The sequence below is a fragment of the Streptomyces sp. E-08 genome (assembly GCF_049913095.1).
Taxonomy (GTDB): Bacteria; Actinomycetota; Actinomycetes; order Streptomycetales; family Streptomycetaceae; genus Streptomyces.
Window position 1 is genome coordinate 6,011,118 of the sequence record NZ_CP183971.1, and the last position, 23,816, is coordinate 6,034,933.

Here is a 23,816-nt window from a genome sequence, read left to right on the forward strand (position 1 = left end):
CTCGTGTCACTTATAAAGTCACACGACATCGACTATTGACTTAGAAACTTGAAGGCATAGTCTCTGCAACGTTGCTTTTACCTTCACGTGGTGGGCGGCGTGAAGTTGTGCGCCACTGGAAGGGCTCGCCCCCCACCGAGGAGTCCATGTGACCAGCACTGCGCAGGCGCCCACGCCGCCGCCTTCCGAAGGCCGAGCCGCTCACCCGGACCACCTCGGCCACGTCATCTTCATCACGGCCTCCGCCGCGATGGGCGGCTTCCTCTTCGGATACGACAGCTCCGTCATCAACGGCGCCGTCGAGGCGATCCGCGACCGCTACGACATCGGCTCCGGCACCCTCGCGCAGGTCATCGCCATCGCCCTGATCGGCTGCGCCATCGGCGCCGCCACCGCCGGCCGGATCGCCGACCGCATCGGCCGCATCCGCTGCATGCAGATCTCCGCGGTGCTCTTCGCCGTCAGCGCCGTCGGCTCCGCGCTGCCCTTCGCCCTCTGGGACCTCGCCCTCTGGCGGATCATCGGCGGCTTCGCCATCGGCATGGCCTCCGTCATCGGCCCCGCGTACATCGCCGAGGTCGCCCCCGCCGCCTACCGCGGCCGCCTCGGCTCCTTCCAGCAGGCCGCGATCGTCATCGGCATCGCCATCTCGCAGCTCGTCAACTACGGGATCCTCCAGCTCGCCGACGGCGACCAGCGCGGCGAGATCGGCGGCCTGGAGGCCTGGCAGTGGATGCTCGGCGTGATGGTCGTGCCCGCGCTCCTCTACGGCATGCTGTCCTTCGCGATCCCCGAGTCGCCCCGCTTCCTCATCTCCGTCGGGAAGACCGACCGGGCCAAGGAGGTCCTGGCCGAGGTCGAGGGCAAGGGCGTCGACCTCGACCACCGCGTCGCCGAGATCGACCGCGCCATGCGCAGCGAGCACAAGTCCACCTTCAAGGACCTGCTCACCGCCGGAAGCAGGTTCAAGCTGCTGCCCATCGTCTGGGTCGGCATCGGACTCTCGGTCTTCCAGCAGCTCGTCGGCATCAACGTCGCCTTCTACTACTCCGCGACCCTCTGGCAGTCCGTCGGCATCGACCCGTCCAGCTCGTTCTTCTACTCGTTCACCACGTCGATCATCAACATCATCGGCACCGTGATCGCGATGGTCCTGGTCGACCGGGTCGGCCGCAAGCCGCTCGCCCTCGTCGGCTCCGTCGGCATGGCGATCGCCCTCGCCTTCGAGGCCTGGGCCTTCTCCGCCGACCTCGTCGACGGCAAGCTGCCGGAGACCCAGGGCGTGGTGGCCCTCGTCGCCGCCCACGTCTTCGTGCTCTTCTTCGCCCTCTCGTGGGGCGTGGTCGTCTGGGTCTTCCTCGGCGAGATGTTCCCCAACCGGATCCGCGCCGCGGCCCTCGGCGTCGCCGCCTCCGCCCAGTGGATCGCCAACTGGGCCATCACCGCCAGCTTCCCGTCCCTCGCGGACTGGAACCTCTCCGGCACCTATGTCATCTACGCGGTCTTCGCCGTGCTCTCGATCCCCTTCGTGCTCCGGTACGTCAAGGAGACGAAGGGCAAGGCGTTGGAGGAGATGGGCTAATCCCCGCTGCCCCTCTCCTCACGACGACCGCCCCGGCCGAGGCCCCACGCCTCCGGCCGGGGCGGTACGCCGTCTCCGGGCCGAGTGCCGGGGCGGGACGCCGTTCTCAGGCCGGGAGTCCGGGCAGTACGCGGTCGCAGAACAACCGCAGACTCCGCCACCCCTCCTCCACCGGCATCCCGCCGCACAGCGGGTGCAGCACCAGGCTCTCCAGGCCGAGCGCCAGGCACTCCTCCGGGGTGACGACCCGGTAGACGCCCTCCGCCCGCAGCTCCGCCACCGTCGTCGCCGCGGAACGCACCGCCGAGCGGATGTCCTTCGACTGCCAGGAGGCGTACGTCCGCGCCTCGTGCAGGAAGTGCTCCCCGTGCTCCGCCCAGGTCCGGTCCGGATCCTCCGACACGTGCAGCAGCGGGGTCTCCTCCGCCGGCATCATCGTCCAGCCCTCCGTGCCGTACTCCGCGCACCGCTCCCGGTAGTACGTCTCCAGCTCCGGCAGGTGCGCGCTGGGGAAGAACGGCAGCCCGAGCCGGGCCGCCCGCCGTGCCGCCGCCCGCGAGGAGCCGCCGACCAGGAGCATCGGATGCGGCCGGGTGAAGGGACGCGGGGTGACCCGTACCGTACGGCCCTGGTAGGTGAACGGCTCCCCGGTCCAGGCCGTGAGCAGGGTCTCCAGGAGCAGGTCCTGGAGCTTGCCCCGCCGTCCCCAGTCGACCCCGCGCTCCTCGTACTCCTCCGGGCGGTAGCCGATCCCGGCCACCGTCACGAGCCGGCCCCCGCTCAGCAGGTCCAGGACCGCGATGTCCTCGGCCAGGCGCAGCGGATCGTGCAGCGGGCCGATGATCGCCGAGACCGTGACCGCGATCCTGCGGGTCGCGCCGAAGACCGCGCCGGCGAAGGCGAAGGGGGAGGGGAGCCAGTTGTTCTCGACCCCGTGGTGTTCCTCGGTCTGCACGGTGTCGACCCCGTGCCCGTCGGCGTACGCGGCCATGGCGAGCGCGGCCCGGTAGCGCTCCGAGAGGGACTCCGGGGTCGCCTGCGGATCGACGAGGTTGAACCGTACGACGCTGAACGGCATGGGAAGTCCCCCTTCGCTGGTGCGCGGAAGGGGGACAGTAGCTGACGGAGCGTCAGATGGAAACGGTCTCGCGGACCTCGGCGGCCGGCTCGGTCGGAACCCGCGCGGGAGTGCGCGGCAGCACCGCGTACAGCGCGCCCGCGACCACGATCGTCGCCGCCCAGCCCAGACCGTTCTCACCGATCCAGGACGAGGCGAGCGGACCGGAGAACCAGTCCACCTTCGTGAACAGCAGCCCCGCGAGCAGCGCCACGGCCCACGCCGTCATCGCCTGCCAGGCGAAACCGCCCCGGTACCAGTAGGCGCTGGTCCGGGTGGTGTCCATCAGCGCCTTCGCGTCGTACGACCTCCGGCGCAGCATGTCCACGCCGAAGACCCCGATCCACGCCGAGAACGCCACCGCGAGCAGGGTCAGGAAGGAGATGAACGAGCCGATGAAGCTGGTCGCCACGACCATCAGGAGGAACCCGAAGACCAGGCTGATCACGGCGTTCACGCTCACCGCCGCCGCCCGGGACACCTTGATGCCCAGGGTCTGCGCCGTGAACCCGGCCGAGTACATCGACATCGAGTTGATCAGCAGCATCCCGATCAGGGCGATCACCAGGTACGGCACCGAGATCCACAGGGGCAGCAGCTCGCCGATGAAGGAGACCGGGTCCTGTGCCGAGGCCAGGTCCGGCGTCGACACCGCCATCACGGCACCCATCAGCACCATGGGCAGCACCACGATCCCGGCGCCGCCGATCGTGGACCCGACCATCGCCCGCGACGAGGCCGTACGCGGCAGGTAGCGGGTGAAGTCGGGCCCCGAGGGCACCCAGCTGATGCCGCCGGCCGCGATCGTGCCGATGCCCGCGACCATCATCGCCGTCGAACCGGCAGGCTTGTCGAAGACCGCCGACCAGTCGGTGTTCGCCACCAGGTAGACCAGGACGAGCACGGAGAAGGCGCCGAAGAGGTACGTCGACCACTTGCTGCACACCCGCAGGGCGTTGATGCCGAGGCCCGAGACCAGGAACGTGCAGGTCACGAAGAGCGCAAGCGTCACGACGATGAGGAGCGTGTTCGACTTCACGCCGAAGAGCAGATCGAGGACGGTCAGCACCGCGTACGCGCCGGTGACCGCGTTGATGGTCTCCCAGCCCCAGCGGGCCACCCAGATCAGCGCACCGGGAAAGAGGTTTCCGCGCTGACCGAACACGGCCCGCGACAGCGCCATGCCGGGCGCGCCGCCCCGCTTCCCCGCGATCGAGATCAGGCCGACGATCCCGTACGACAGGACCGGCGCGGCGATCGCCACGGTCAGGACCTGCCAGAAGTTCAGGCCGTTGAAGACGATCAGGCCCGCGCCCATCGTGAGCAGCAGCACACTGATGTTCGCCGCGACCCAGGTCGGGAAGAGCTCGCGGACCCGGCCGGTCCGCTCGGCGTCGGGGACGGGTTCGAGACCGCGGGTCTCCATGGCACCGTCGTGCGTCGCGCCTGCGGCTTCGGAGGCGTCGTGGGGCATGGGGGTACTCCGTACAGATGTGGGGGGACCCACCCAGCGTACGTGCTCCTCCAACGGCCCCCTCGTGGCCGATACTGGTCGGGTTATGGAACTCATCCTTGCTGTAGTCATCGCTCTGGTCGTCGCGGTCGCCGTGACGAGCGGGCTCGTGATCAGCGGTCGCAAGAAGAAGCAGCTGCCGCCGGCCGAGCCGCCGTCCACCACGCCGACCATCACCGCTCCGCCCGCCGAACCGCACGTCGGCGAGGAGGCGGAGACACCGCGGGAGGAACCACGCCGCACGGTCGAGGAGGTCGAACTCCCCGCCGAGGCGGCCCCCGAGGTCCCGGTCGCCGTCGAGGAACCCGCCGTCGAGGAGCCCGCCGCTCCCGAGATCGAGGTCCCCGAGCCCACGGCCGGCCGCCTCGTGCGGCTCCGGGCCCGCCTCGCCCGCTCCCAGAACTCGCTCGGCAAGGGGCTGCTCACGCTCCTGTCCCGCGAGCACCTCGACGAGGACACCTGGGAGGAGATCGAGGAGACGCTTCTCACGGCCGACGTCGGTGTCGCCCCCACCCAGGAGCTCGTCGACCGGCTGCGCGAGCGCGTCAAGGTGCTCGGCACCCGCACCCCCGACGAGCTGCGCGGCCTGCTCCACGAGGAGCTCGTCGCCCTGCTCGGCGACTTCGACCGCTCGGTGAAGACCGAGAGCCCCGAGGACACTCCGGGCGTGGTCATGGTCGTCGGCGTCAACGGCACCGGCAAGACCACCACCACGGGCAAGCTGGCCCGTGTCCTGGTCGCCGACGGCAAGTCCGTCGTCCTCGGCGCCGCCGACACCTTCCGCGCCGCCGCCGCCGACCAGCTCCAGACCTGGGGCGAGCGCGTCGGCGCCCGCACCGTGCGCGGACCGGAGGGCGGCGACCCGGCGTCGATCGCCTTCGACGCGGTCAAGGAGGGCATCGCCGAGAAGGCCGATGTCGTCCTCATCGACACCGCCGGCCGGCTCCACACCAAGACCGGCCTCATGGACGAGCTCGGCAAGGTCAAGCGCGTCGTCGAGAAGCACGGCCCGCTCGACGAGATCCTCCTCGTCCTCGACGCCACCACCGGCCAGAACGGCCTGATCCAGGCCCGCGTCTTCGCCGAGGTCGTCGACATCACCGGCATCGTGCTGACCAAGCTCGACGGCACCGCCAAGGGCGGCATCGTCGTCGCCGTCCAGCGCGAGCTGGGCGTCCCGGTCAAGCTGGTCGGTCTCGGTGAGGGCCCGGACGACCTGGCGCCCTTCGAGCCGGGCGCCTTCGTCGACGCCCTCATCGGCGACTGACACCCCGTACGGCACGAGGAAGGGCCCCCGCCACGACGTGGCGGGGGCCCTTCCTCGTACCAGGACTCAGAAGTGCGTCCGGTGGCAGATGTACGCCAGGGTGCCGAGCAGCAGCCGGGCCTGCGGCGGCGCGCCCGCCGTGTCCAGCGTCGGCGGCCGCAGCCAGCGCACCGGCCCGTGCCCGCCCAGGTCCGACGGGGGAGCGGTGACGTGGGAGCCGGGACCCAGACAGTGCAGGTCCAGATCGGCGTCGTCCCAGCCCATCCGGTACAGCAGCTGCGGCAGCTCGGCCGCCGCGCCCGGGGCCACGAAGAACCGCGCCCGGCCGGTCGGGGTCGCGCACACCGGGCCGAGCGGCAGCCCCATGCGCTCCAGGCGCACCAGCGCCCGCCGGCCCGCCGCCTCGGCGACCTCGATCACGTCGAAGGCCCGGCCGACCGGGAGGAGCAGCGTCGCGCCGGGGTACTCGGACCAGGCCTTGGTGGCGTCGTCCAGGCCGGCGCCCGCCGGGACCGGTTCCGCGAAGGAGAGGGGGTGGGCGCCCGGGGCCGCGCACGCCCGGTCCCCGCAGGAGCACTGGCCGGAGACGGCACGCGCGCCGGGGACGACGTCCCAGCCCCACAGTCCCGTGTACTCGGCCACCGCTGTGCACTCCGTGGTGCGTACGCGGCGGCGTGCGCCGGACCGCATCTCACGAATGCCGCCGATCGTGAAACCCATGCCCCCTCCAACGGGTCGAGCGCGCCGGTGGTTACGACCCGGAGCACCGCCGTCACCCTTCGTCACGGTCCGTCACGGAATGTGGCGCACGGTCGTGGAAGGGGTGGTGCGGGCCGGGACACGCGCCTCTCCGCGCTTCCGTCCGCCGACTCCGGTTCGTCGCATGTCAAGTGAATCGCGTTCCACGCCAGGTGAGTTCATTCGAAGGGGTGGCGAATGGTGGCGTTTCTTGAATCGCCCTCGTGGAGGGGTGATCGTAGGGTTACTTTCGGTACTCGAACCCGGGACCGCCGTGCACGCGTGGGTATGCCGGAGGCAACCCGGTTTCCAGCTCGAAGGAGTGCGAACGCCGGACGGGTGCCCCGAGACACGGCATTCTGATAGGGGTTCGGACGACAGGTTTTCAGGTGGATGGGGGCGTTCCAGTGAGCGGCAACGGCGCAGACGGTACGACTGCCGGCAAGCGCCCGAACGAGCAGCTGGGCTCGTGGTTCGTGCGCAGCGGCTGGTCGAAGGGCGAACTGGCACGCCAGGTGAACCGCCGTGCGCGCCAGATGGGCGCGCACCACATCTCCACGGACACCTCGCGCGTGCGGCGCTGGCTCGACGGAGAGCAGCCCCGCGAGCCCATCCCGCGGATCCTCTCCGAGCTCTTCTCGGAGCGCTTCGGCTCCGTCGTCGCCGTCGAGGACCTCGGCCTGCGCACCGCGCACCAGTCGCCCTCGGTCTCCGGCGTCGACCTTCCCTGGGCGGGACCGCAGACGGTCGCCCTGCTCAGCGAGTTCTCCCGCAGCGACCTCATGCTCGCCCGCCGGGGCTTCCTCGGCTCCTCCCTGTCGCTCGCCGCCGGACCCGCCCTCATCGAACCGATGCAGCGCTGGCTCGTGCCCACCCCGGTCGCCGACATCGAGCGGCCCGAGCCCCTCGTCGACGCCCGCCGCCCGAACCGACTCTCCGAGATCGAGCTCGACCTCCTGGAGTCCACCACCGCCATGTTCCGCAAGTGGGACGCCCAGTGCGGCGGCGGACTGCGCCGCAAGGCCGTCGTCGGCCAGCTCCACGAGGTCACCGACCTCCTCCAGGAGTCCCAGCCCGCCGCCACCGCCAAACGCCTCTTCACCTGCGCCGCCGAACTCGCCGAACTGGCCGGCTGGATGAGCTACGACGTCGGCCTCCAGCCCACGGCCCAGAAGTACTTCGTGCTCGCCCTGCACGCCGCCAAGGAGGCCGGCGACAAGCCCCTCGGCTCGTACATCCTCTCGTCCATGAGCCGCCAGATGATCCACCTCGGCCGGCCCGACGACGCCCTCGAACTCATCCACCTCGCCCAGTACGGCAGTCGGGACTGCGCCACCGCCCGCACCCAGGCCATGCTGTATGCGATGGAGGCCCGCGCCTACGCCAACATGGGGCAGCCCTCCAAGTGCAAGCGGGCCGTCCGGATGGCCGAGGACACCTTCGCCGACGTCGGCCTCGACGGCGAGCCCGAGCCCGACTGGATCGGCTTCTTCTCCGAGGCCGAGCTCAACGGCGAGAACTCCCACTCCTACCGCGACCTCGCCTATGTCGCGGGCCGGTCCCCGACCTACGCCTCGCTCGCCGAGCCCGTCATGGAGCGGGCCGTCGAGCTCTTCGAGAAGGACCCCGACCACCAGCGGTCGTACGCGCTCAACCTGATCGGCATGGCCACCGTGCACCTCCTCAAGCGCGAGCCCGAGCAGTCCGTGGTCCTCGCCGAGAAGGCACTCGGGGTCGCCCGCAGCATCCGCTCCGAGCGGGTCAACACCCGGCTCCGCAAGACCGTCGACCACGCCGCCCGCAACTACAGCGACGTCGCCGAGGTCGTCCAGCTCACCGACCGGCTCACCCAGCTCCTGCCCGAGGCCGCCGAGGCGGTCTGACCCCCCCGCTCGCACCCCGCGAGCCCGCACAGACCCCGGCCGCGCCGGACGTCCCGTAAAGCCCGACTCGGCTCCCCCGCCGCAAGGTCACACGGACGCCCGGCGCGGCCGGTCCGTTTCCCCGGGCGTCTCCCCGGACCGACACGACCGTTCACGGTCGCGTAACACGCCCGACCCCTTCGTCACTGGGCCGAAACATCGAGCGGCATCGGCGGAAACCGCGCTGCGCGAATCTCTGGCGCATAACCGGCCACCCCTCACGGCCGGACGCTCCCCGGCCCCGCCCCGCACAGGCCGCATTCGACGACGAGGAGACGCCGATGGCACCAGCCATCACGACCCTGGCAGCAGACGCCCCCGAGCTGTCTGCCGCCAACACCGGGTTCATGCTCATCTGCTCCGCCCTGGTCATGCTGATGACCCCGGCGCTCGCCTTCTTCTACGGAGGCATGGTCCGCGTCAAGTCCACCCTCAACATGCTGATGATGAGCTTCATCAGCCTCGGGATCGTCACGATCCTCTGGGTGGTCTTCGGCTTCAGCCTCGCCTTCGGCACCGACTCGGGCTCGCTCATCGGCTGGTCCTCCGACTACGTCGGCCTCAGCGGCATCGGCATCACCGAGCTCTGGGACGGCTACACCATCCCGGTGTACGTCTTCGCCGTCTTCCAGCTGATGTTCGCGATCATCACGCCCGCGCTCATCAGCGGCGCCCTCGCCGACCGCGTCAAGTTCACCGCCTGGGCCCTCTTCATCACCCTCTGGGTCACGATCGTCTACTTCCCCGTCGCCCACTGGGTCTGGGGCGCGGGCGGCTGGCTCTTCGAGATGGGCGTCATCGACTTCGCCGGCGGCACCGCCGTCCACATCAACGCGGGCGCCGCCGCCCTCGGCGTGATCCTCGTCATCGGCAAGCGCGTCGGCTTCAAGAAGGACCCGATGCGCCCGCACAGCCTTCCGCTGGTCATGCTCGGCGCCGGTCTCCTCTGGTTCGGCTGGTTCGGCTTCAACGCGGGCTCCTGGCTCGGCAACGACGACGGCGTCGGCGCCGTGATGTTCGTCAACACCCAGGTCGCCACCGCCGCCGCCATGCTCGCCTGGCTCGCGTACGAGAAGATCCGCCACGGCTCCTTCACCACCCTCGGCGCCGCCTCCGGCGCGGTCGCCGGACTCGTCGCCATCACCCCGTCCGGCGGCGCCGTCAGCCCGCTCGGCGCGATCGCCGTCGGCGCCATCGCCGGTCTCCTCTGCGCCATGGCCGTCGGCCTCAAGTACAAGTTCGGCTACGACGACTCCCTCGACGTCGTCGGCGTCCACCTCGTCGGCGGTGTCGCCGGCTCCCTCCTCGTCGGCCTCTTCGCCACCGGCGGCGTCCAGTCCGACGCCAAGGGCCTCTTCTACGGCGGCGGCCTGGAGCAGCTCGGCAAGCAGGCCGTGGGCGTCTTCGCCGTCCTCGCCTACTCTCTGATCGCCTCCGCGCTCCTCGCCCTGATCATCGACAGGACGATGGGGATGCGGGTCAGCGAGGACGACGAGGTCTCCGGCATCGACCAGGTCGAGCACGCCGAGACCGCGTACGACTTCAGCGGCGCCGGCGGCGGCATCACGGGACGCACCACCTCCGTGGCCACGCCCGCCCTGAGCGAGAACAAGAAGGTGGACGCATGAAGCTCATCACCGCGGTCGTGAAGCCGCACCGGCTCGACGAGATCAAGGAGGCCCTCCAGGCGTTCGGCGTCCACGGACTCACCGTCACCGAGGCCAGCGGCTACGGCCGCCAGCGCGGCCACACCGAGGTCTACCGGGGCGCCGAGTACACCGTCGACCTGGTCCCCAAGATCCGCATCGAGGTCCTCGTCGAGGACGAGGACGCCGAACAGCTCATCGACGTCGTCGTGAAGGCCGCCCGGACCGGCAAGATCGGAGACGGCAAGGTGTGGAGCGTGCCGGTCGAGACCGCCGTACGGGTCCGCACCGGCGAGCGCGGGCCGGACGCACTGTAAGCACGGATGGGAGCCGCCGGGTGACGAACCTCGACACGAGCGACACGACCGAAGAATCGGGACCCGGCGGTTACGCGGCGGCCCGGCTGCTCCTCCTCCAGGAGAAGGAGCGGCCCGGGCCGCCGCGCCGTGCCGCCCTGGCCCGGCTCACCGACGACTGGCTGGCCGGCCTCTTCGCCGCCGTCGCGCCGCCCCGCGGGACCGCCCTCGTCGCCGTCGGCGGCTACGGGCGCGGCGAACTCTCCCCGCGCAGCGACCTCGACCTCCTCCTGCTCCACGACGGCACCGCCGACCAGGCCGCCGTCGCGGCCCTCGCCGACCGGATCTGGTACCCCGTCTGGGACCTCGGCCTCGCCCTCGACCACTCCGTCCGCACCCCCGCCGAGGCCCGCGCCACCGCCGCCGACGACCTCAAGGCCCACCTCGGCCTCCTCGACGCCCGGCCCCTCGCCGGCGACCACGGCCTCGTCGCCGCCCTGCGCACCACCGTCCTCGCCGACTGGCGCAACCAGGCCCCCCGGCGGCTCCCCGAACTCGACGAGCTCTGCCGGGAACGCGCCGAGCGCACGGGGGAGCTGCAGTACCTCCTGGAACCCGACCTCAAGGAGGCCAGGGGCGGCCTCCGCGACACCCAGGTCCTCCGTGCCGTCGCCGCGTCCTGGCTCGCCGACGCCCCCCGCGAGGGCCTCGACACCGCCCGCCGCCGCCTCCTCGACGCCCGCGACGCCCTCCACCTCGCCACCGGCCGCGCCACCGACCGGCTGGCCCTCCAGGAACAGGACGCCGTCGCCGCCGAACTCGGCCTCCTCGACGCCGACACCCTGCTCCGCGAGGTGTACGAGGCCGCCCGGACGGTCTCGTACGCCTCCGACGTCACCTGGCGCGAGGTCAACCGCGTCCTCAGGGCCCGCTCGGTCCGTCCGCGGCTGCGCACCCTCCTCGGCCGCGGCGGCACGAAACCCCCCGTCGAGCGGACCCCGCTCGCCGAGGGCGTCGTCGAGATGGACGGCGAGGCCGTCCTCGCCCGCAGCGCCCGGCCGGAACGCGACCCCGTCCTGCCGCTGCGGGCCGCCGCCGCGGCCGCCCAGTCCGCGCTCCCGCTCTCCCTGCACGCCGTACGCCGCCTCGCGGCCGCCGCCGGGCCCCTGCCCGTGCCCTGGCCCGCCGAGGCCCGCGAGGAGCTCGTCACCCTCCTCGGCGCGGGCGAGGCCACCGTCCCCGTCTGGGAGGCCCTGGAGGCCGAGGGACTCGTCACACGGCTCCTGCCCGACTGGGAGCGCGTCCGCTGCCGGCCCCAGCGCAACCCCGTCCACACCTGGACCGTCGACCGGCACCTCGTCGAGACCGCCGTACGGGCCTCCTCGCTCACCCGCCGCGTCGGCCGCCCCGACCTCCTCCTCGTCGCCGCCCTCCTCCACGACATCGGCAAGGGCTGGCCCGGCGACCACTCCGTCGCCGGCGAGACCATCGCCCGCGACCTCGCCGCCCGCATCGGCTTCGACCGCACCGACACCGCCGTCGTCGCCACCGTCGTCCGCCACCACCTGCTCCTCGTCGAGACCGCCACCCGGCGCGACCTCGACGACCCCGCCACCGTCCAGTCCGTCGCCGCCGCCGTCGGCAGCCTCGGCACCCTGGAGCTCCTGCACGCCCTCACCGAGGCCGACGCCCTCGCCACCGGCCCCGCCGCCTGGTCCTCCTGGCGGGCCTCGCTCGTCGCCGACCTGGTCAAACGGGTCGCCGGCGTCCTCACGGGCGCACCCCTGCCCGACCCCGAGGCCGCCGCGCCCAGCGCCGAGCAGGAACGGCTCGCGATGGAGGCCCTGCGCACCGGCGAACCCGTCCTCGCCCTCCACACCCGCGACGAGCAGCCCCTCGACGAGGAGGAACCCGAGCCCGTCGGCGTCGAACTCCTCATCGCCCTGCCCGACCAGCCCGGGGTCCTCCCCGCCGTCGCGGGCGTCCTCGCCCTCCACCGGCTCACCGTCCGCGCCGCGGACCTCCGCGCCGTGGACCTGCCCGGCGGCCTCGGTTCCGGCTCGGTCCTGGTCCTCGACTGGAGGGTCGCCGCCGAGTACGGCTCCCTGCCCGAGGCCGCCCGGCTCCGCGCCGACCTCGTGCGCGCCCTGGACGGCTCCCTCGACATCCCCGCCCGGCTCGCCGAGCGCGAGGCCGCCTACCCCCGCCGCCGGGGCCTCGCCGCCCCGCCGCCCCGGGTCACCGTCGCCGCCGCGGACTCCCGCCTCGCCACCGTCATCGAGGTCCGCGCCCAGGACGCCCCCGGCCTGCTGCACCGCATCGGCCGGGCCCTGGAGGGCGCGGCCGTACGGGTGCGGAGCGCGCACGTCTCCACCCTGGGCGCCAACGCCGTCGACACCCTGTACGTGACCCGCCCGGACGGCTCCCTCCTGCCCGACGAGGAGGCGATCGACCTGGCCCGCGCCCTGGAGGAGGCGCTGCGGTGACCGCCTGATCCGGCCCGTACGGCACCACCCCCGCGCGCCGGATTCGGCGGGCGGGGGCACACACTTCGAGCGGCCCGATACCCTGGAGGGCAATCCGACCGCCCCCGACACCGAGGATCCGCGACCGCCGTGTTCGATACCCTCTCCGACCGCCTTGCAGCGACCTTCAAGAACCTCCGCGGCAAGGGCCGTCTGTCCGAGGCGGACATCGACGCCACCGCGCGCGAGATCCGTATCGCGCTGCTCGAAGCGGATGTCGCCCTTCCGGTCGTCCGCGCCTTCATCAAGCAGGTCAAGGAGCGCTCGCTGGGCGCGGAGGTCTCCCACGCCCTCAACCCGGCCCAGCAGGTCATCAAGATCGTCAACGAGGAGCTCATCGGCATCCTCGGTGGCGAGACCCGCCGCCTGCGCTTCGCCAAGACCGCGCCGACCGTGATCATGCTCGCCGGTCTCCAGGGTGCCGGTAAGACCACCCTCGCCGGAAAGCTGGGCGTCTGGCTGAAGAGCCAGGGCCACTCCCCGCTGCTCGTCGCCTGCGACCTCCAGCGCCCCAACGCCGTCAACCAGCTCTCCGTCGTCGCGGACCGCGCGGGCGTGGCCTTCTACGGCCCGCAGCCGGGCAACGGCGTCGGCGACCCGGTCCAGGTCGCGAAGGACTCCATCGAGTACGCGCGGACCAAGCTGTACGACGTCGTCGTCGTCGACACCGCCGGCCGCCTCGGCATCGACCAGGAGCTGATGCAGCAGGCCGCGGACATCCGCGACGCCGTCAGCCCCGACGAGGTCCTCTTCGTCGTCGACGCCATGATCGGTCAGGACGCGGTCAACACCGCCGAGGCCTTCCGCGACGGCGTCGGCTTCGACGGCGTGGTGCTGTCCAAGCTCGACGGCGACGCCCGCGGTGGTGCCGCGCTCTCCATCGCGCACGTCACCGGCAAGCAGATCATGTTCGCCTCCAACGGCGAGAAGCTGGACGACTTCGACGCGTTCCACCCGGACCGCATGGCGTCCCGCATCCTCGGCATGGGCGACATGCTCTCCCTCATCGAGAAGGCGCAGCAGACCTTCGACGAGGAAGAGGCCGCCAAGATGGCCTCGAAGCTCGCCTCGAAGAAGGGCGAGGGCTTCACGCTCGACGACTTCCTGGCGCAGATGGAGCAGGTCCGCAAGATGGGCTCCATCTCGAAGCTCCTCGGGATGCTGCCCGGCATGGGCCAGATGAAGGAGCAGATCGCTAACATCGACGAGCGCGAGGTCGACCGCGTCGGCGCCATCATCAAGTCGATGACCCCGGCCGAGCGCCAGGACCCGACCATCATCAACGGCTCCCGGCGGGCCCGTATCGCCAAGGGTTCCGGCGTCGAGGTCAGCGCGGTCAAGGGCCTGGTCGAGCGGTTCTTCGAGGCCCGCAAGATGATGTCCCGCATGGCGCAGGGCGGCGGCATGCCGGGGATGCCGGGCATCCCGGGCATGGGCGGCGGCCCCGGCCGGCAGAAGAAGCAGGTCAAGCAGGCCAAGGGCAAGCGCAAGAGCGGCAACCCGATGAAGCGGAAGGCCGAGGAGCAGGCCGAGGCCGAGCGCCGCGAGCAGGCCCAGGCCGGCGGCGCCTTCGGTCTCCCGGCGGCCGGGCAGACCCCGAAGGACTTCGAGCTCCCCGACGAGTTCAAGAAGTTCATGGGCTGACACGCGTACGAGAAGGGGCCCGGAGCGGTGCGAAACCGCCCCGGGCCCCTTTTCACTCCTCCACGCCGCCCGCGATGCCCGGTTCGTCCAGCTCTTCGATACTGGGGCCACTGCCGCCCCGAGGAGAGCCACGTGGCCAACCCCGTACCCCCGCGCGAACGGACCGACCAGCCCTGGCGCTCGGAAGGGGCACCGTCGCCCCCGTCGCCGAAGAAGCGGATGCCCGGCGGCTGGGGCAGCCTCATCCTCACCGCGCTCGTCGTGTACCTGATCGCCAACCTCGTGCTCTCGTTCTTCAACGAGGGCGACGGGCCGACGATCTCGTACACCGAGTTCGACAAGCAGGTCGCCGCCGGGAACGTCACCAAGATCTACTCCAAGGGCGACGCGATCCAGGGGCAGCTGAAGAACAAGCAGCCCGTCCCGGACGGCGACGGCGACTACACCAAGTTCCAGACCCAGCGGCCCGCCTTCGCCGACGACGACCTGTGGGCGCAGCTGACCAAGCAGAACGTCGTCGTCACCGCCCAGCCCGTCGTCCAGGAGCGCAGCTTCCTCGCCAACCTCCTGATCTCCCTGGCGCCGATGCTGCTGCTCGTCGTGCTGTGGGTGTTCATCGCCCGCCGGATGAGCGCGGGCATGGGCGGCGCCGGCGGCATGCTCGGCCGCAAGCAGCCGCCGAAACCCGTCGAACTGGAGGGCGGCCGGCGCACCACCTTCCAGGACGTCGCCGGCATCGACGAGGTCGAGGGCGAGCTCAACGACGTCGTCGACTTCCTGAAGAACCCGCAGGCCTACCGCGAGATGGGCGCCAAGATGCCCCGCGGCGTGCTCCTCGCGGGCCCTCCCGGCACCGGCAAGACGCTGCTCGCCCGGGCCGTCGCGGGCGAGGCGGGGGTGCCGTTCTTCTCCGCCTCCGCCTCCGAGTTCATCGAGATGATCGTGGGCGTCGGCGCCTCCCGGGTCCGCGAACTGTTCGCCGAGGCCCGCAAGGTCGCCCCCGCGATCATCTTCATCGACGAGATCGACACCATCGGCCGGGCCCGCGGCGGCGGCTCCGGGATGGGCGGGCACGACGAGCGCGAGCAGACCCTCAACCAGATCCTCACCGAGATGGACGGCTTCACCGGCTCCGAGGGGGTCATCGTCCTCGCCGCCACCAACCGCGCCGACGTGCTCGACCCGGCCCTCACCCGGCCGGGCCGCTTCGACCGGATCGTCCACGTCAACCCGCCCGACCGCGGCGGCCGCGAGGCCATCCTGAAGATCCACACCCGGGAGATCCCGCTCGCCCAGGACGTCGACCTGGAGCACGTGGCCCGGACCACTCCCGGCATGACCGGCGCCGAGCTCGCCAACCTCGCCAACGAGGCCGCCCTCCTCGCGGTCAAGCGCGACCAGAAGGCCGTCACCCAGTCCGATCTGTCCGACGCCCTGGAGAAGGTCCAGCTCGGCGCCGAACGGCCGCTCGTGATGCCCGCGGAGGAGCGGCGCAGGACCGCGTACCACGAGAGCGGGCACGCCCTGCTCGGCATGCTCCAGCCCGGCGCCGACCCGGTCCGCAAGATCACCATCGTGCCCCGCGGCCGGGCCCTCGGCGTCACCCTGTCGACCCCCGACGCCGACAAGTACGCCTACACCGAGGACTACCTGCGGGGCCGGATCATCGGCGCCCTCGGCGGCATGGCGGCCGAGCACGTCGTCTTCGGCGTCATCACCACCGGCGCCGAGAGCGACCTCGAACAGGTCACCAACATCGCCCGGGGCATGGTGGGCCGCTGGGGCATGAGCGAGCGCGTCGGCCGCCTCACCGCCATCCCGGGCGACGCCCAGCAGGCGTACGGGCTCTCGGCCGCCCCCGCGACCCTCGACACCGTCGACGAGGAGATGCGCCGCATCGTCGACGAGTGCTACGAGAGCGCGGTACGGCAGCTCCGCGAGCACCGCGACCAGCTGGACACCCTCGCCGAGGCCCTCCTGGCCAACGAGACCCTGGAGGAGGACGCGGCCTACCGCGCCGCGGGCATCCCGCGGGTGAAGAAGGAGCTCTGAGGGGGGCACGGCCGGGTCCATGGCCGGGTCGCGGTGGGAGCTCGCGGCCGGGTCCGCGGTTGGGGCTCATGGCCGGGCTCACGGCCGGCCCCACGACGGTGGCGGCTCGTGGCCGGGCTCGTGACGCCGCGGCCGGCCGTGCCGGGCCTATCGCACCCGGGCGACGACGTACCGGAAGACGTTCGGCATCCACACCGTCCCGTCCGGGCGGACGTACGGGGCGAGTGCCTCCTCGATCTCCTTCTCCACCTGCGACAGGTCCGTCGCCCGCACCGCCTCGTCGAAGACGCCCGTGGAGAGCAGCCCGCGCACCGCGCTGGACTCGTCCGCGTACCCGAAGGGGCAGGCCACCCGGCCCGAACCGGCCGGCCGCAGTCCCGCGTCCGCCACCAGCGCGTCCAGATCGGGTCCCGGCACCGGCCCGCGGTCCGCGAGCCGGGCCGCCACCCGCAGCACCGGCTCCGTGGCGCACCGCTCCGGCGGCCCCCAGCCGGCGAGCACGACCGCCGTGCCCGATTGCGCCGAACGGGTGAGTGCCCGGAGCTCCGGGACCACCGTGTCCGTCGTGTGGAAGGCCGTGATCACGTCGTACGGAAGGTCCTCCGGGAGCTCCTCGGTGACCGTGACGCCCTCCGGCAGCCGCTCCCTGGCCAGCTCCACGCGCGCGTGGTCGCGGTCAGCGCCGGCCACCCGCGCGCCCCGCGCCGCCGCCATCAGAAGGGCCAGGCCGGAGCCGCAGCCCAGGCCGAGCAGCCGGGATCCCGCGCCCACACCGACGCGGTCGTACACCGCCTCGTAGAGCGGGACCAGCATCCGTTCCTGGATCTCGGCCCAATCGCGCGCGGGGTGGTGCGGGACGAGCGTAGGTGTCATGGAAAAGCGCCCCAATCCGTGCTCGGACGACAGCCCCCCGTAGTCAGGGAACTGCGCATCCCCGGCCGCGTCCAGTGCTCGCGCCGGACGGATTCGTCCGGGGGAGGGGCGGTGCGCCGCCTTGCGTCCGCACCGGGTAATGTCCTCGCAAAAGTCCCCGGGCCGCTCCGGCCCCTCGGGGGCGCGCGCACCGCGGCCACGCGCCGGGGCGTATGCGCCACTACGCACCGGCTTGACGTTCCCTGCGTGACTTCTCCGCAGATCGGGGCACTGGCCCGCGTCGGTACGCATCAAGGCAACTGACGGGTACGTGCAAAATATTTGGGATGCCCCGGAATGGAACCCGGGGGCACGTCGGCTCGTTGTACGCGACGTGAGCACGACACCACCTGTTCTCGCCGCAGAGCTGGCACAGGCGTGGGCCGACATTCAGCGGCACCACCCCGAGCTGCCCGACCTTGCCGCGCCCGAGTCCCTGATCGGAGAATCCTCGTCCGCCTGCGGCGCCGAGCTCTCCTTCGAACGACTGCTCCACGAGGCAGTCCACGGCATCGCCGCCGCCCGAGGTGTCCGCGACACCTCCCGTGCCGGCCGCTACCACAACCGCAGATTCCTCGCGATCGCCGAGGAGATGGGCCTCGACCATCCCGAGGAGCCGCACGCCAGCAGCGGTTTCTCCCTGGTCACGCTCAACCCCGAGGCCAGGCGCCGCTACCGGCCCACCATCGAGCGGCTCCAGCGCGCCCTCAAGGCCCACACGGTCGCCACGGCCGCCGACACCAAGCGCTCCTTCCGCGGACCGGCCGCCCGGCACGGTTCCTCGGGCGGAGGCGTCCGCGTCAAGGCCGTCTGCGACTGCGGGCGGAACGTGCGCGTGGTGCCATCGGTGCTGGCCCAGGCCCCGATCGTCTGCGGCGGCTGCGGCAAGCCCTTCCGCATCCCCGAGACGGTGGGCGCCGCCAACTGAGCCGGCGGCGTGTGGCACAATGGCTAGCTGTACTCGACAGTCGCATAGGACCCCTCTCTCCTCCGGCTGACGCGTCCATCGGGCACCCGAGTACCGCAACCCCACGTGGCATCTCAAGTGCCCAACCACGTCAAGACCAGGAGACACCACTCCAGTGGCAGTCAAGATCAAGCTCAAGCGCCTCGGCAAGATCCGCCAGCCCCACTACCGCATCGTCGTCGCCGACTCGCGCACCCGTCGTGACGGTCGCGCGATCGAGGAGATCGGCCTCTACCACCCGACGTACAACCCGTCGCGTATCGAGGTCGACTCCGAGCGTGCGCAGTACTGGCTGTCCGTCGGCGCCCAGCCGACCGAGCCGGTTCTCGCCATCCTGAAGCTCACCGGCGACTGGCAGAAGGCCAAGGGCCTGCCGGCCCCCGAGAAGGCTCTGCTCGTCCCCGCCACGAAGGAGGCGAAGCGCGCCTCGTTCGACGAGTTCGCGAAGACCCTCGAGGGCGGCGACGACAAGGGTGAGGCCATCACCCCGAAGGCCAAGAAGGCCGACAAGAAGGCGGACGAGGCCGAGGCCGCGTCCACCGAGTCGACCGAGGCCTGATCATGCTCGAGGAGGCTCTCGAGCACCTCGTGAAGGGCATCGTCGACAACCCCGACGAGGTGCAGGTGGCCTCGCGCAACCTGCGCCGGGGCCGCGTGCTGGAGGTCCGGGTCCACCCCGACGACCTCGGCAAGGTGATCGGCCGCAACGGCCGCACCGCGCGTGCGCTGCGCACCGTCGTGGGCGCCATCGGCGGCCGGGGGATCCGCGTCGACCTCGTCGACGTGGACCAGGTCCGCTGAGCAGGCCGGCAGCATCACCTTAGTTGTGCCGGCACGGGCCGGGGAGGGCTGAAGAGCCCACCCCGGCCCGTTGTCGTACGTACGAGCTGTGTGACAGGAGAGTGTGGAGCAGTGCAGTTGGTAGTCGCGCGGGTCGGCCGCGCCCACGGGATCAAGGGCGAGGTCACCGTCGAGGTGCGGACGGACGAGCCGGAGCTCAGGCTCGGCCCCGGTGCCGTACTGCTCACCGACCCGGCCTCCGCCGGGCCGCTGACCATCGAGTCCGGCAAGGTCCACAGCGGCCGGCTGTTGCTGCGCTTCGAGGGCGTCCGCGACCGCAACGCCGCCGAGGCCCTGCGCAACACCCTCCTCATCGCCGAGATCGACCCCGAGGAACTACCGGAGGAGGAGGACGAGTACTACGACCACCAGCTCATGGACCTCGACGTCGTCCTCGCCGACGGCACCGAGATCGGCCGGATCACCGAGATCTCCCACCTGCCGTCCCAGGACCTCTTCATCGTCGAGCGCCCCGACGGCACCGAGCTGATGATCCCCTTCGTGTCGTCGATCGTCACCGAGATCGACCTGGAGGAGCAGCGGGCCGTCATCGACCCGCCGCCCGGTCTGATCGACGACCGCGCCGAGATCGTCTCCTCCCGGGACGACGGCGAGGCGTCCGGTGACGAGTCCGCCGGGGAGACGGCATGAGGCTCGACGTCGTCACGATCTTCCCCGAGTACCTGGAACCGCTGAACGTCTCCCTCGTCGGCAAGGCACGCGCGCGCGGACAGCTCGACGTCCACGTGCACCACCTGCGCGACTGGACGTACGACCGGCACAACACGGTCGACGACACCCCCTACGGCGGCGGCCCCGGCATGGTCATGAAGACCGAGCCCTGGGGCGACGCGCTCGACCAGACGCTCGCCGACGGCTACGAGGCCGGCGCGCACGGACCGGTCCTCGTCGTCCCGACCCCCAGCGGCCGCCCCTTCACCCAGGAGCTCGCCGTCGAACTCTCCGAGCGGCCCTGGCTGATCTTCACGCCGGCCCGCTATGAGGGCATCGACCGCCGCGTCATGGACGAGTACGCGACCCGGATGCCCGTCTACGAGGTCTCCATCGGCGACTACGTCCTCGCCGGCGGGGAGGCGGCCGTCCTCGTCGTCACCGAGGCCGTCGCCCGCCTGCTGCCCGGCGTCCTCGGCAACGCCGAGTCCCACCGGGACGACTCCTTCGCCCCGGGCGCGATGGCCAACCTCCTGGAGGGCCCCGTCTACACCAAGCCCCCGGAGTGGCGCGGCCGGGGCATCCCCGACGTCCTGCTCAGCGGGCACCACGGCAAGATCGCCCGCTGGCGGCGCGACGAGGCCTTCCGGCGCACCGCCGCCAACCGGCCCGATCTCATCGAGCGCTGCGACCCGTCCGCCTTCGACAAGAAGGACCGCGAGATCCTCTCGATGATGGGGTGGGCGCCCGAGCCCGGCGGCCGATTTTGGCGCAGGGTCGAGGGCGTGGAAGAATAGGCCGCTGTCGTCCGTCCGGCGCGCGCCCCTGCCACAGGGGGAACGACGCCGCCAGTAACGGACGACGTCCCGAATCATTCGAACGTACCGCTGATGACCTGTGGCATCAGCGAGGAAAGAGACCTCCATGGCCTCCCTGCTCGACCAGGTCAACGCGGGTTCCATCCGCTCCGACCTCCCCGCCTTCCGTCCCGGCGACACCGTGAACGTCCACGTGCGCGTCATCGAGGGCAACCGCTCCCGTATCCAGCAGTTCAAGGGCGTCGTCATCCGTCGCCAGGGTTCGGGCGTCAGCGAGACCTTCACGGTCCGCAAGGTCTCGTTCTCCGTCGGCGTCGAGCGCACCTTCCCGGTGAACAGCCCGATCTTCGAGAAGATCGAGCTCGTGACCCGCGGTGACGTCCGTCGCGCCAAGCTCTACTACCTGCGCGAGCTGCGCGGCAAGGCTGCCAAGATCAAGGAGAAGCGCGACCGCTGAGCCCCGGCTCCCGGCACGCGCCACGCTTCCGACTCCCCGCACAGACAGGCCGGATAGGCTCTGCCAGCGATGGACACCGAAGCACAGCACACGGAGCGCGATCCCTCTTCCGACACGGAGGAGGGGTCGCGCTCCGCGCGCGTTTCCGACGATTCCCTGCGGGCCCCCGAAGACGCCGGGCGCGAGTCCGAGGACTCGGCGCGCGTCCCCGAGGAGTCCGGGCGGGCCCCCTCCTGGCGGCGCACCGCCCTCGTGGGCGGCGTCTTCGTGACGTTCCTGCTGCTCCTGAGTCACTTCGTGATCCAGCCGTTCCTGATCCCCAGCCGGTCGATGGAGCCGACGCTCCAGGTCGGTGACCGCATCCTCGTGAACAAGCTGGCGTACCGTTTCGGCAGCGCGCCCGCCCGGGGCGACGTCGTCGTCTTCGACGGCACCGGCTCCTTCGTACGGGAGCAGCCCGAGGGCAATCCGGTCACCGGACTCCTGCACGACGGGGCGGCCGCCCTCGGCCTGGCCGAGCCCGACGAGACGGACTTCGTGAAGCGGGTCGTCGGCGTCGGCGGCGACCGGGTCGTCTGCTGCGACAAGGACGGCCGGCTCACCGTCAACGGCGTCCCCGTCCAGGAGCGGTACGTGATGCTCGGCGACCGGCCCTCCAGCGTGCCCTTCGACATCGTCGTCCCGCAGGACAGGCTCTGGGTCATGGGCGACCACCGCAGCCAGTCCAGCGACTCCCGCGACCACCTGGGCAACCCGGGCGGCGGCATGGTCCCCGTCGACAAGGTCGTCGGCCGCGCCGACTGGATCGCCTGGCCCTTCGGCCGCTGGTCCACCGTGCCGGGCACCGACGTCTTCGACGCCGTGCCGGCCGTGCCGGCCGGCGGACACGGAGCCGGAGCCCATGGGTAGCCGGGGCCGTCCGCCCGGCGGGTCCGCACAGGCCCCCGAGGCCGGACAGGGTGCCGCCCGGCCGGGACGGGCCGAGCGGCGCAGGCTGGCCCGCAGGGTCAGGCGGCGCCGGCAGCGCTCCGCGCTCCGCGAGATCCCGGTCCTGATCGTCGTGGCCGTGTTCATCGCGCTCGTCCTCAAGACCTTCCTGGTCCAGGCGTTCGTCATCCCCTCCGGTTCCATGGAGCAGACGATCCGCATCGAGGACCGGGTCCTCGTCGACAAGCTCACGCCCTGGTTCGGCGCCCGCCCGCAGCGCGGCGACGTCGTCGTCTTCAAGGACCCCGGCACCTGGCTCCGGCAGGAGGCCGCGCCGCCCGCCGACGACCCGATCGGCGTCAAGCAGGCCAAGCAGGCCCTGACCTTCATCGGACTGCTGCCCTCGGCCGACGACCGGGACCTCATCAAGCGGGTCGTCGCGGTCGGCGGCGACACCGTCCGCTGCTGCGGCAAGGACGGGCGGATCAGCGTCAACGGCGTGCCGCTGGACGAGCCGTACCTGCATCCCGGGAACCCGCCGTCCTCGATCCCCTTCGAGGTGAAGGTCCCCGAGGGCCGCATCTTCGTCCTCGGCGACCACCGCTCCGACTCGGCCGACTCCCGCTACCACCTCGACGAGGAGGGCCACGGCACCGTCTCGGAGGAGCAGGTCGTGGGGCGTGCCGTGGTGATCGCCTGGCCCTTCGGACACTGGCGCGGCCTGGAGGAGCGGGACACCTTCGCCGACGTGCCGGACGCCCGTGCGGGTACCGGGACCGCATCCGATCTGTCGCATAGTGTGTCCCAGCGGAATCTGAACGGATTGCCCGGGCTCCCGACCCCTGCGGAACTTCTGCTCGTTATGGGAGTGGTGGGCCTGTCCCTGACCCGGGGCGGGCGTTCGCACGGACTGAGGAGTGGATGTGGGGGATTTGGCCGTCGGCGCACGATCCGGACACGATGGGCCCGAGAAGAGGGCCGACGGGGCCTTCGGCGATGACACGGCGGGTGGCGACGTGACGGGTGACGAGCAGGCGCAGCCGCCGAACGGCGGGACGCCGGGCGATGGCGGCGACGACGCGGCGAGCGGGTCCGACAGGGGCCCGAAGAAGCAGCGTTCCTTCTGGAAGGAACTGCCCCTCCTCGTCGGCATCGCCCTGGTGCTCGCCCTGCTGATCAAGACCTTCCTGGTGCAGGCGTTCTCGATCCCCTCGGAATCGATGATGAACACCCTCCAGAAGGGCGACCGGGTCCTCGTCGACAAACTCACCCCCTGGTTCGGCTCCGAGCCCGAGCGCGGCGAGGTCGTCGTCTTCCACGACCCGGGCGGCTGGCTGGAGGGCCAGGAGACCCCCAAGCCGAACGTCGTGCAGAAGTTCCTCAGCTTCATCGGCCTCATGCCGTCCGCCGAGGAGAAGGACCTCATCAAGCGCGTCATCGCGGTCGGCGGCGACACCGTCTCCTGCAAGGAGGGCGGCAAGGTCGTCCTCAACGGCGTGGCGCTGGACGAGAGCGCGTACCTCGCCCCCGGCGCGGTGCCCTGCCAGGACTCCTTCGGCCCGATCAAGGTCCCCAAGGACCGGATCTGGGTCATGGGCGACAACCGCCAGAACTCCCTGGACTCCCGCTTCCACCAGCAGCTCCCCGGCGGCGGCACCGTCTCCGACGACGAGGTCGTGGGCCGCGCCGTCGTGATCGCCTGGCCCGTCACCCGCTGGGCCACGCTCCCCGTCCCCGAGGTCTTCGACCAGCCGGCCCTGAACAAGGCCATGGCCGCGGTCCCGGCCGGAGCGGCCGGTCTCGCCGGAGCGCTCCCGATCGTGCTGTGGCGCCGGAAGAAGCAGGCCGCACGGCATACCGCCGAGTAGCGACCCGCGGGTAGGGTGCCGTCCCGGACCGTCGACAGGGCTACGGTCCGCCG

21 protein-coding genes are annotated in these 23,816 nt (G+C 71.6%); 17 read left to right on the forward strand and 4 right to left on the reverse strand.

All coding sequences use genetic code 11. The features are described from left to right. Positions 1-148: 148 nt before the first annotated feature. On the forward strand, positions 149-1,582 hold the full coding sequence (locus tag ACN9MM_RS27855; protein ID WP_426366404.1) for a sugar porter family MFS transporter: 1,434 nt from the start codon (positions 149-151) through the stop codon (positions 1,580-1,582). A 106-nt stretch (positions 1,583-1,688) separates the two neighbouring features. Here ACN9MM_RS27855 and ACN9MM_RS27860 read toward each other — a convergent pair whose 3' ends face one another. Then, positions 1,689-2,660 carry an LLM class flavin-dependent oxidoreductase gene (locus ACN9MM_RS27860; RefSeq protein ID WP_426366405.1) on the reverse strand — a complete coding sequence of 324 codons (972 nt, stop codon included), beginning with the start codon at positions 2,658-2,660 and terminating at the stop codon, positions 1,689-1,691. A gap of 52 nt (positions 2,661-2,712) precedes the next feature. Further along, entirely contained in the window at positions 2,713-4,173 is a 1,461-nt protein-coding gene (locus ACN9MM_RS27865) for a cytosine permease (protein ID WP_426366408.1), read from the reverse strand. Positions 4,174-4,258: 85 nt separating this feature from the next. Between ACN9MM_RS27865 and ftsY the strand changes: the two genes are divergently transcribed. Beyond that, a complete protein-coding gene (gene ftsY / locus ACN9MM_RS27870) occupies positions 4,259-5,479 on the forward strand; it encodes a signal recognition particle-docking protein FtsY (RefSeq protein WP_426366410.1) in 1,221 nt (406 codons plus the stop codon). A 66-nt stretch (positions 5,480-5,545) separates the two neighbouring features. Here the strand turns inward: ftsY and ACN9MM_RS27875 are convergent, their stop codons facing one another. Beyond that, the gene (locus tag ACN9MM_RS27875) at positions 5,546-6,199 is read right to left on the reverse strand and encodes a bifunctional DNA primase/polymerase (RefSeq protein ID WP_382871631.1); all 654 of its coding nucleotides are present in this window, start codon (positions 6,197-6,199) and stop codon (positions 5,546-5,548) included. 425 nt (positions 6,200-6,624) lie between these two features. Between ACN9MM_RS27875 and ACN9MM_RS27880 the strand changes: the two genes are divergently transcribed. The 6 genes from ACN9MM_RS27880 (at position 6,625) to ftsH (ending at position 16,302) form a co-directional block, all read left to right on the forward strand. Further along, a complete protein-coding gene (locus ACN9MM_RS27880; RefSeq protein WP_426366411.1) occupies positions 6,625-8,100 on the forward strand; it encodes a hypothetical protein in 1,476 nt (491 codons plus the stop codon). Between the two features lie 320 nt (positions 8,101-8,420). Next, positions 8,421-9,767: an ammonium transporter gene (locus tag ACN9MM_RS27885; RefSeq protein ID WP_382871636.1), complete on the forward strand. Its 1,347-nt coding sequence runs from the start codon at positions 8,421-8,423 to the stop codon at positions 9,765-9,767. Then, the gene (locus ACN9MM_RS27890) at positions 9,764-10,102 is read left to right on the forward strand and encodes a P-II family nitrogen regulator (protein WP_015036464.1); all 339 of its coding nucleotides are present in this window, start codon (positions 9,764-9,766) and stop codon (positions 10,100-10,102) included. Before ACN9MM_RS27885 ends, ACN9MM_RS27890 begins: the two co-directional genes overlap by 4 nt. 20 nt (positions 10,103-10,122) lie before the next feature. Further along, a complete protein-coding gene (locus ACN9MM_RS27895) occupies positions 10,123-12,567 on the forward strand; it encodes a [protein-PII] uridylyltransferase (protein ID WP_426366413.1) in 2,445 nt (814 codons plus the stop codon). A gap of 129 nt (positions 12,568-12,696) precedes the next feature. Next, positions 12,697-14,250: a signal recognition particle protein gene (ffh, locus tag ACN9MM_RS27900; RefSeq protein ID WP_426366415.1), complete on the forward strand. Its 1,554-nt coding sequence runs from the start codon at positions 12,697-12,699 to the stop codon at positions 14,248-14,250. 132 nt (positions 14,251-14,382) lie between these two features. Beyond that, positions 14,383-16,302: an ATP-dependent zinc metalloprotease FtsH gene (ftsH, locus tag ACN9MM_RS27905; protein WP_426366416.1), complete on the forward strand. Its 1,920-nt coding sequence runs from the start codon at positions 14,383-14,385 to the stop codon at positions 16,300-16,302. Positions 16,303-16,449: 147 nt separating this feature from the next. Here the strand turns inward: ftsH and ACN9MM_RS27910 are convergent, their stop codons facing one another. Then, the gene (locus ACN9MM_RS27910; RefSeq protein WP_426366418.1) at positions 16,450-17,175 is read right to left on the reverse strand and encodes a methyltransferase domain-containing protein; all 726 of its coding nucleotides are present in this window, start codon (positions 17,173-17,175) and stop codon (positions 16,450-16,452) included. Positions 17,176-17,548: 373 nt separating this feature from the next. Between ACN9MM_RS27910 and ACN9MM_RS27915 the strand changes: the two genes are divergently transcribed. The 9 genes from ACN9MM_RS27915 (at position 17,549) to lepB (ACN9MM_RS27955) (ending at position 23,763) form a co-directional block, all read left to right on the forward strand. Continuing rightward, positions 17,549-18,142 (forward strand): hypothetical protein, encoded by a 594-nt coding sequence (locus ACN9MM_RS27915; RefSeq protein WP_030690647.1) that lies wholly within the window; start codon positions 17,549-17,551, stop codon positions 18,140-18,142. Between the two features lie 154 nt (positions 18,143-18,296). Further along, positions 18,297-18,740: a 30S ribosomal protein S16 gene (rpsP, locus tag ACN9MM_RS27920; protein WP_030690646.1), complete on the forward strand. Its 444-nt coding sequence runs from the start codon at positions 18,297-18,299 to the stop codon at positions 18,738-18,740. 2 nt (positions 18,741-18,742) lie between these two features. Further along, on the forward strand, positions 18,743-18,982 hold the full coding sequence (locus ACN9MM_RS27925; RefSeq protein WP_020868149.1) for an RNA-binding protein: 240 nt from the start codon (positions 18,743-18,745) through the stop codon (positions 18,980-18,982). A 111-nt stretch (positions 18,983-19,093) separates the two neighbouring features. After that, entirely contained in the window at positions 19,094-19,672 is a 579-nt protein-coding gene (gene rimM / locus ACN9MM_RS27930; RefSeq protein ID WP_426366419.1) for a ribosome maturation factor RimM, read from the forward strand. Continuing rightward, the gene (gene trmD, locus ACN9MM_RS27935; RefSeq protein WP_426366420.1) at positions 19,669-20,490 is read left to right on the forward strand and encodes a tRNA (guanosine(37)-N1)-methyltransferase TrmD; all 822 of its coding nucleotides are present in this window, start codon (positions 19,669-19,671) and stop codon (positions 20,488-20,490) included. Before rimM ends, trmD begins: the two co-directional genes overlap by 4 nt. Positions 20,491-20,617: 127 nt before the next feature. Next, positions 20,618-20,968: a 50S ribosomal protein L19 gene (rplS, locus tag ACN9MM_RS27940; protein WP_055641117.1), complete on the forward strand. Its 351-nt coding sequence runs from the start codon at positions 20,618-20,620 to the stop codon at positions 20,966-20,968. A 69-nt stretch (positions 20,969-21,037) separates the two neighbouring features. Further along, positions 21,038-21,877: a signal peptidase I gene (lepB, locus tag ACN9MM_RS27945; RefSeq protein ID WP_426366421.1), complete on the forward strand. Its 840-nt coding sequence runs from the start codon at positions 21,038-21,040 to the stop codon at positions 21,875-21,877. Next, positions 21,870-22,895 carry a signal peptidase I gene (lepB, locus tag ACN9MM_RS27950; protein ID WP_426366423.1) on the forward strand — a complete coding sequence of 342 codons (1,026 nt, stop codon included), beginning with the start codon at positions 21,870-21,872 and terminating at the stop codon, positions 22,893-22,895. The genes lepB (ACN9MM_RS27945) and lepB (ACN9MM_RS27950) overlap by 8 nt, the downstream gene beginning before the upstream one ends. Further along, on the forward strand, positions 22,828-23,763 hold the full coding sequence (gene lepB, locus ACN9MM_RS27955) for a signal peptidase I (RefSeq protein ID WP_426368844.1): 936 nt from the start codon (positions 22,828-22,830) through the stop codon (positions 23,761-23,763). The genes lepB (ACN9MM_RS27950) and lepB (ACN9MM_RS27955) overlap by 68 nt, the downstream gene beginning before the upstream one ends. The last annotated feature ends 53 nt before the right edge of the window (positions 23,764-23,816 follow it).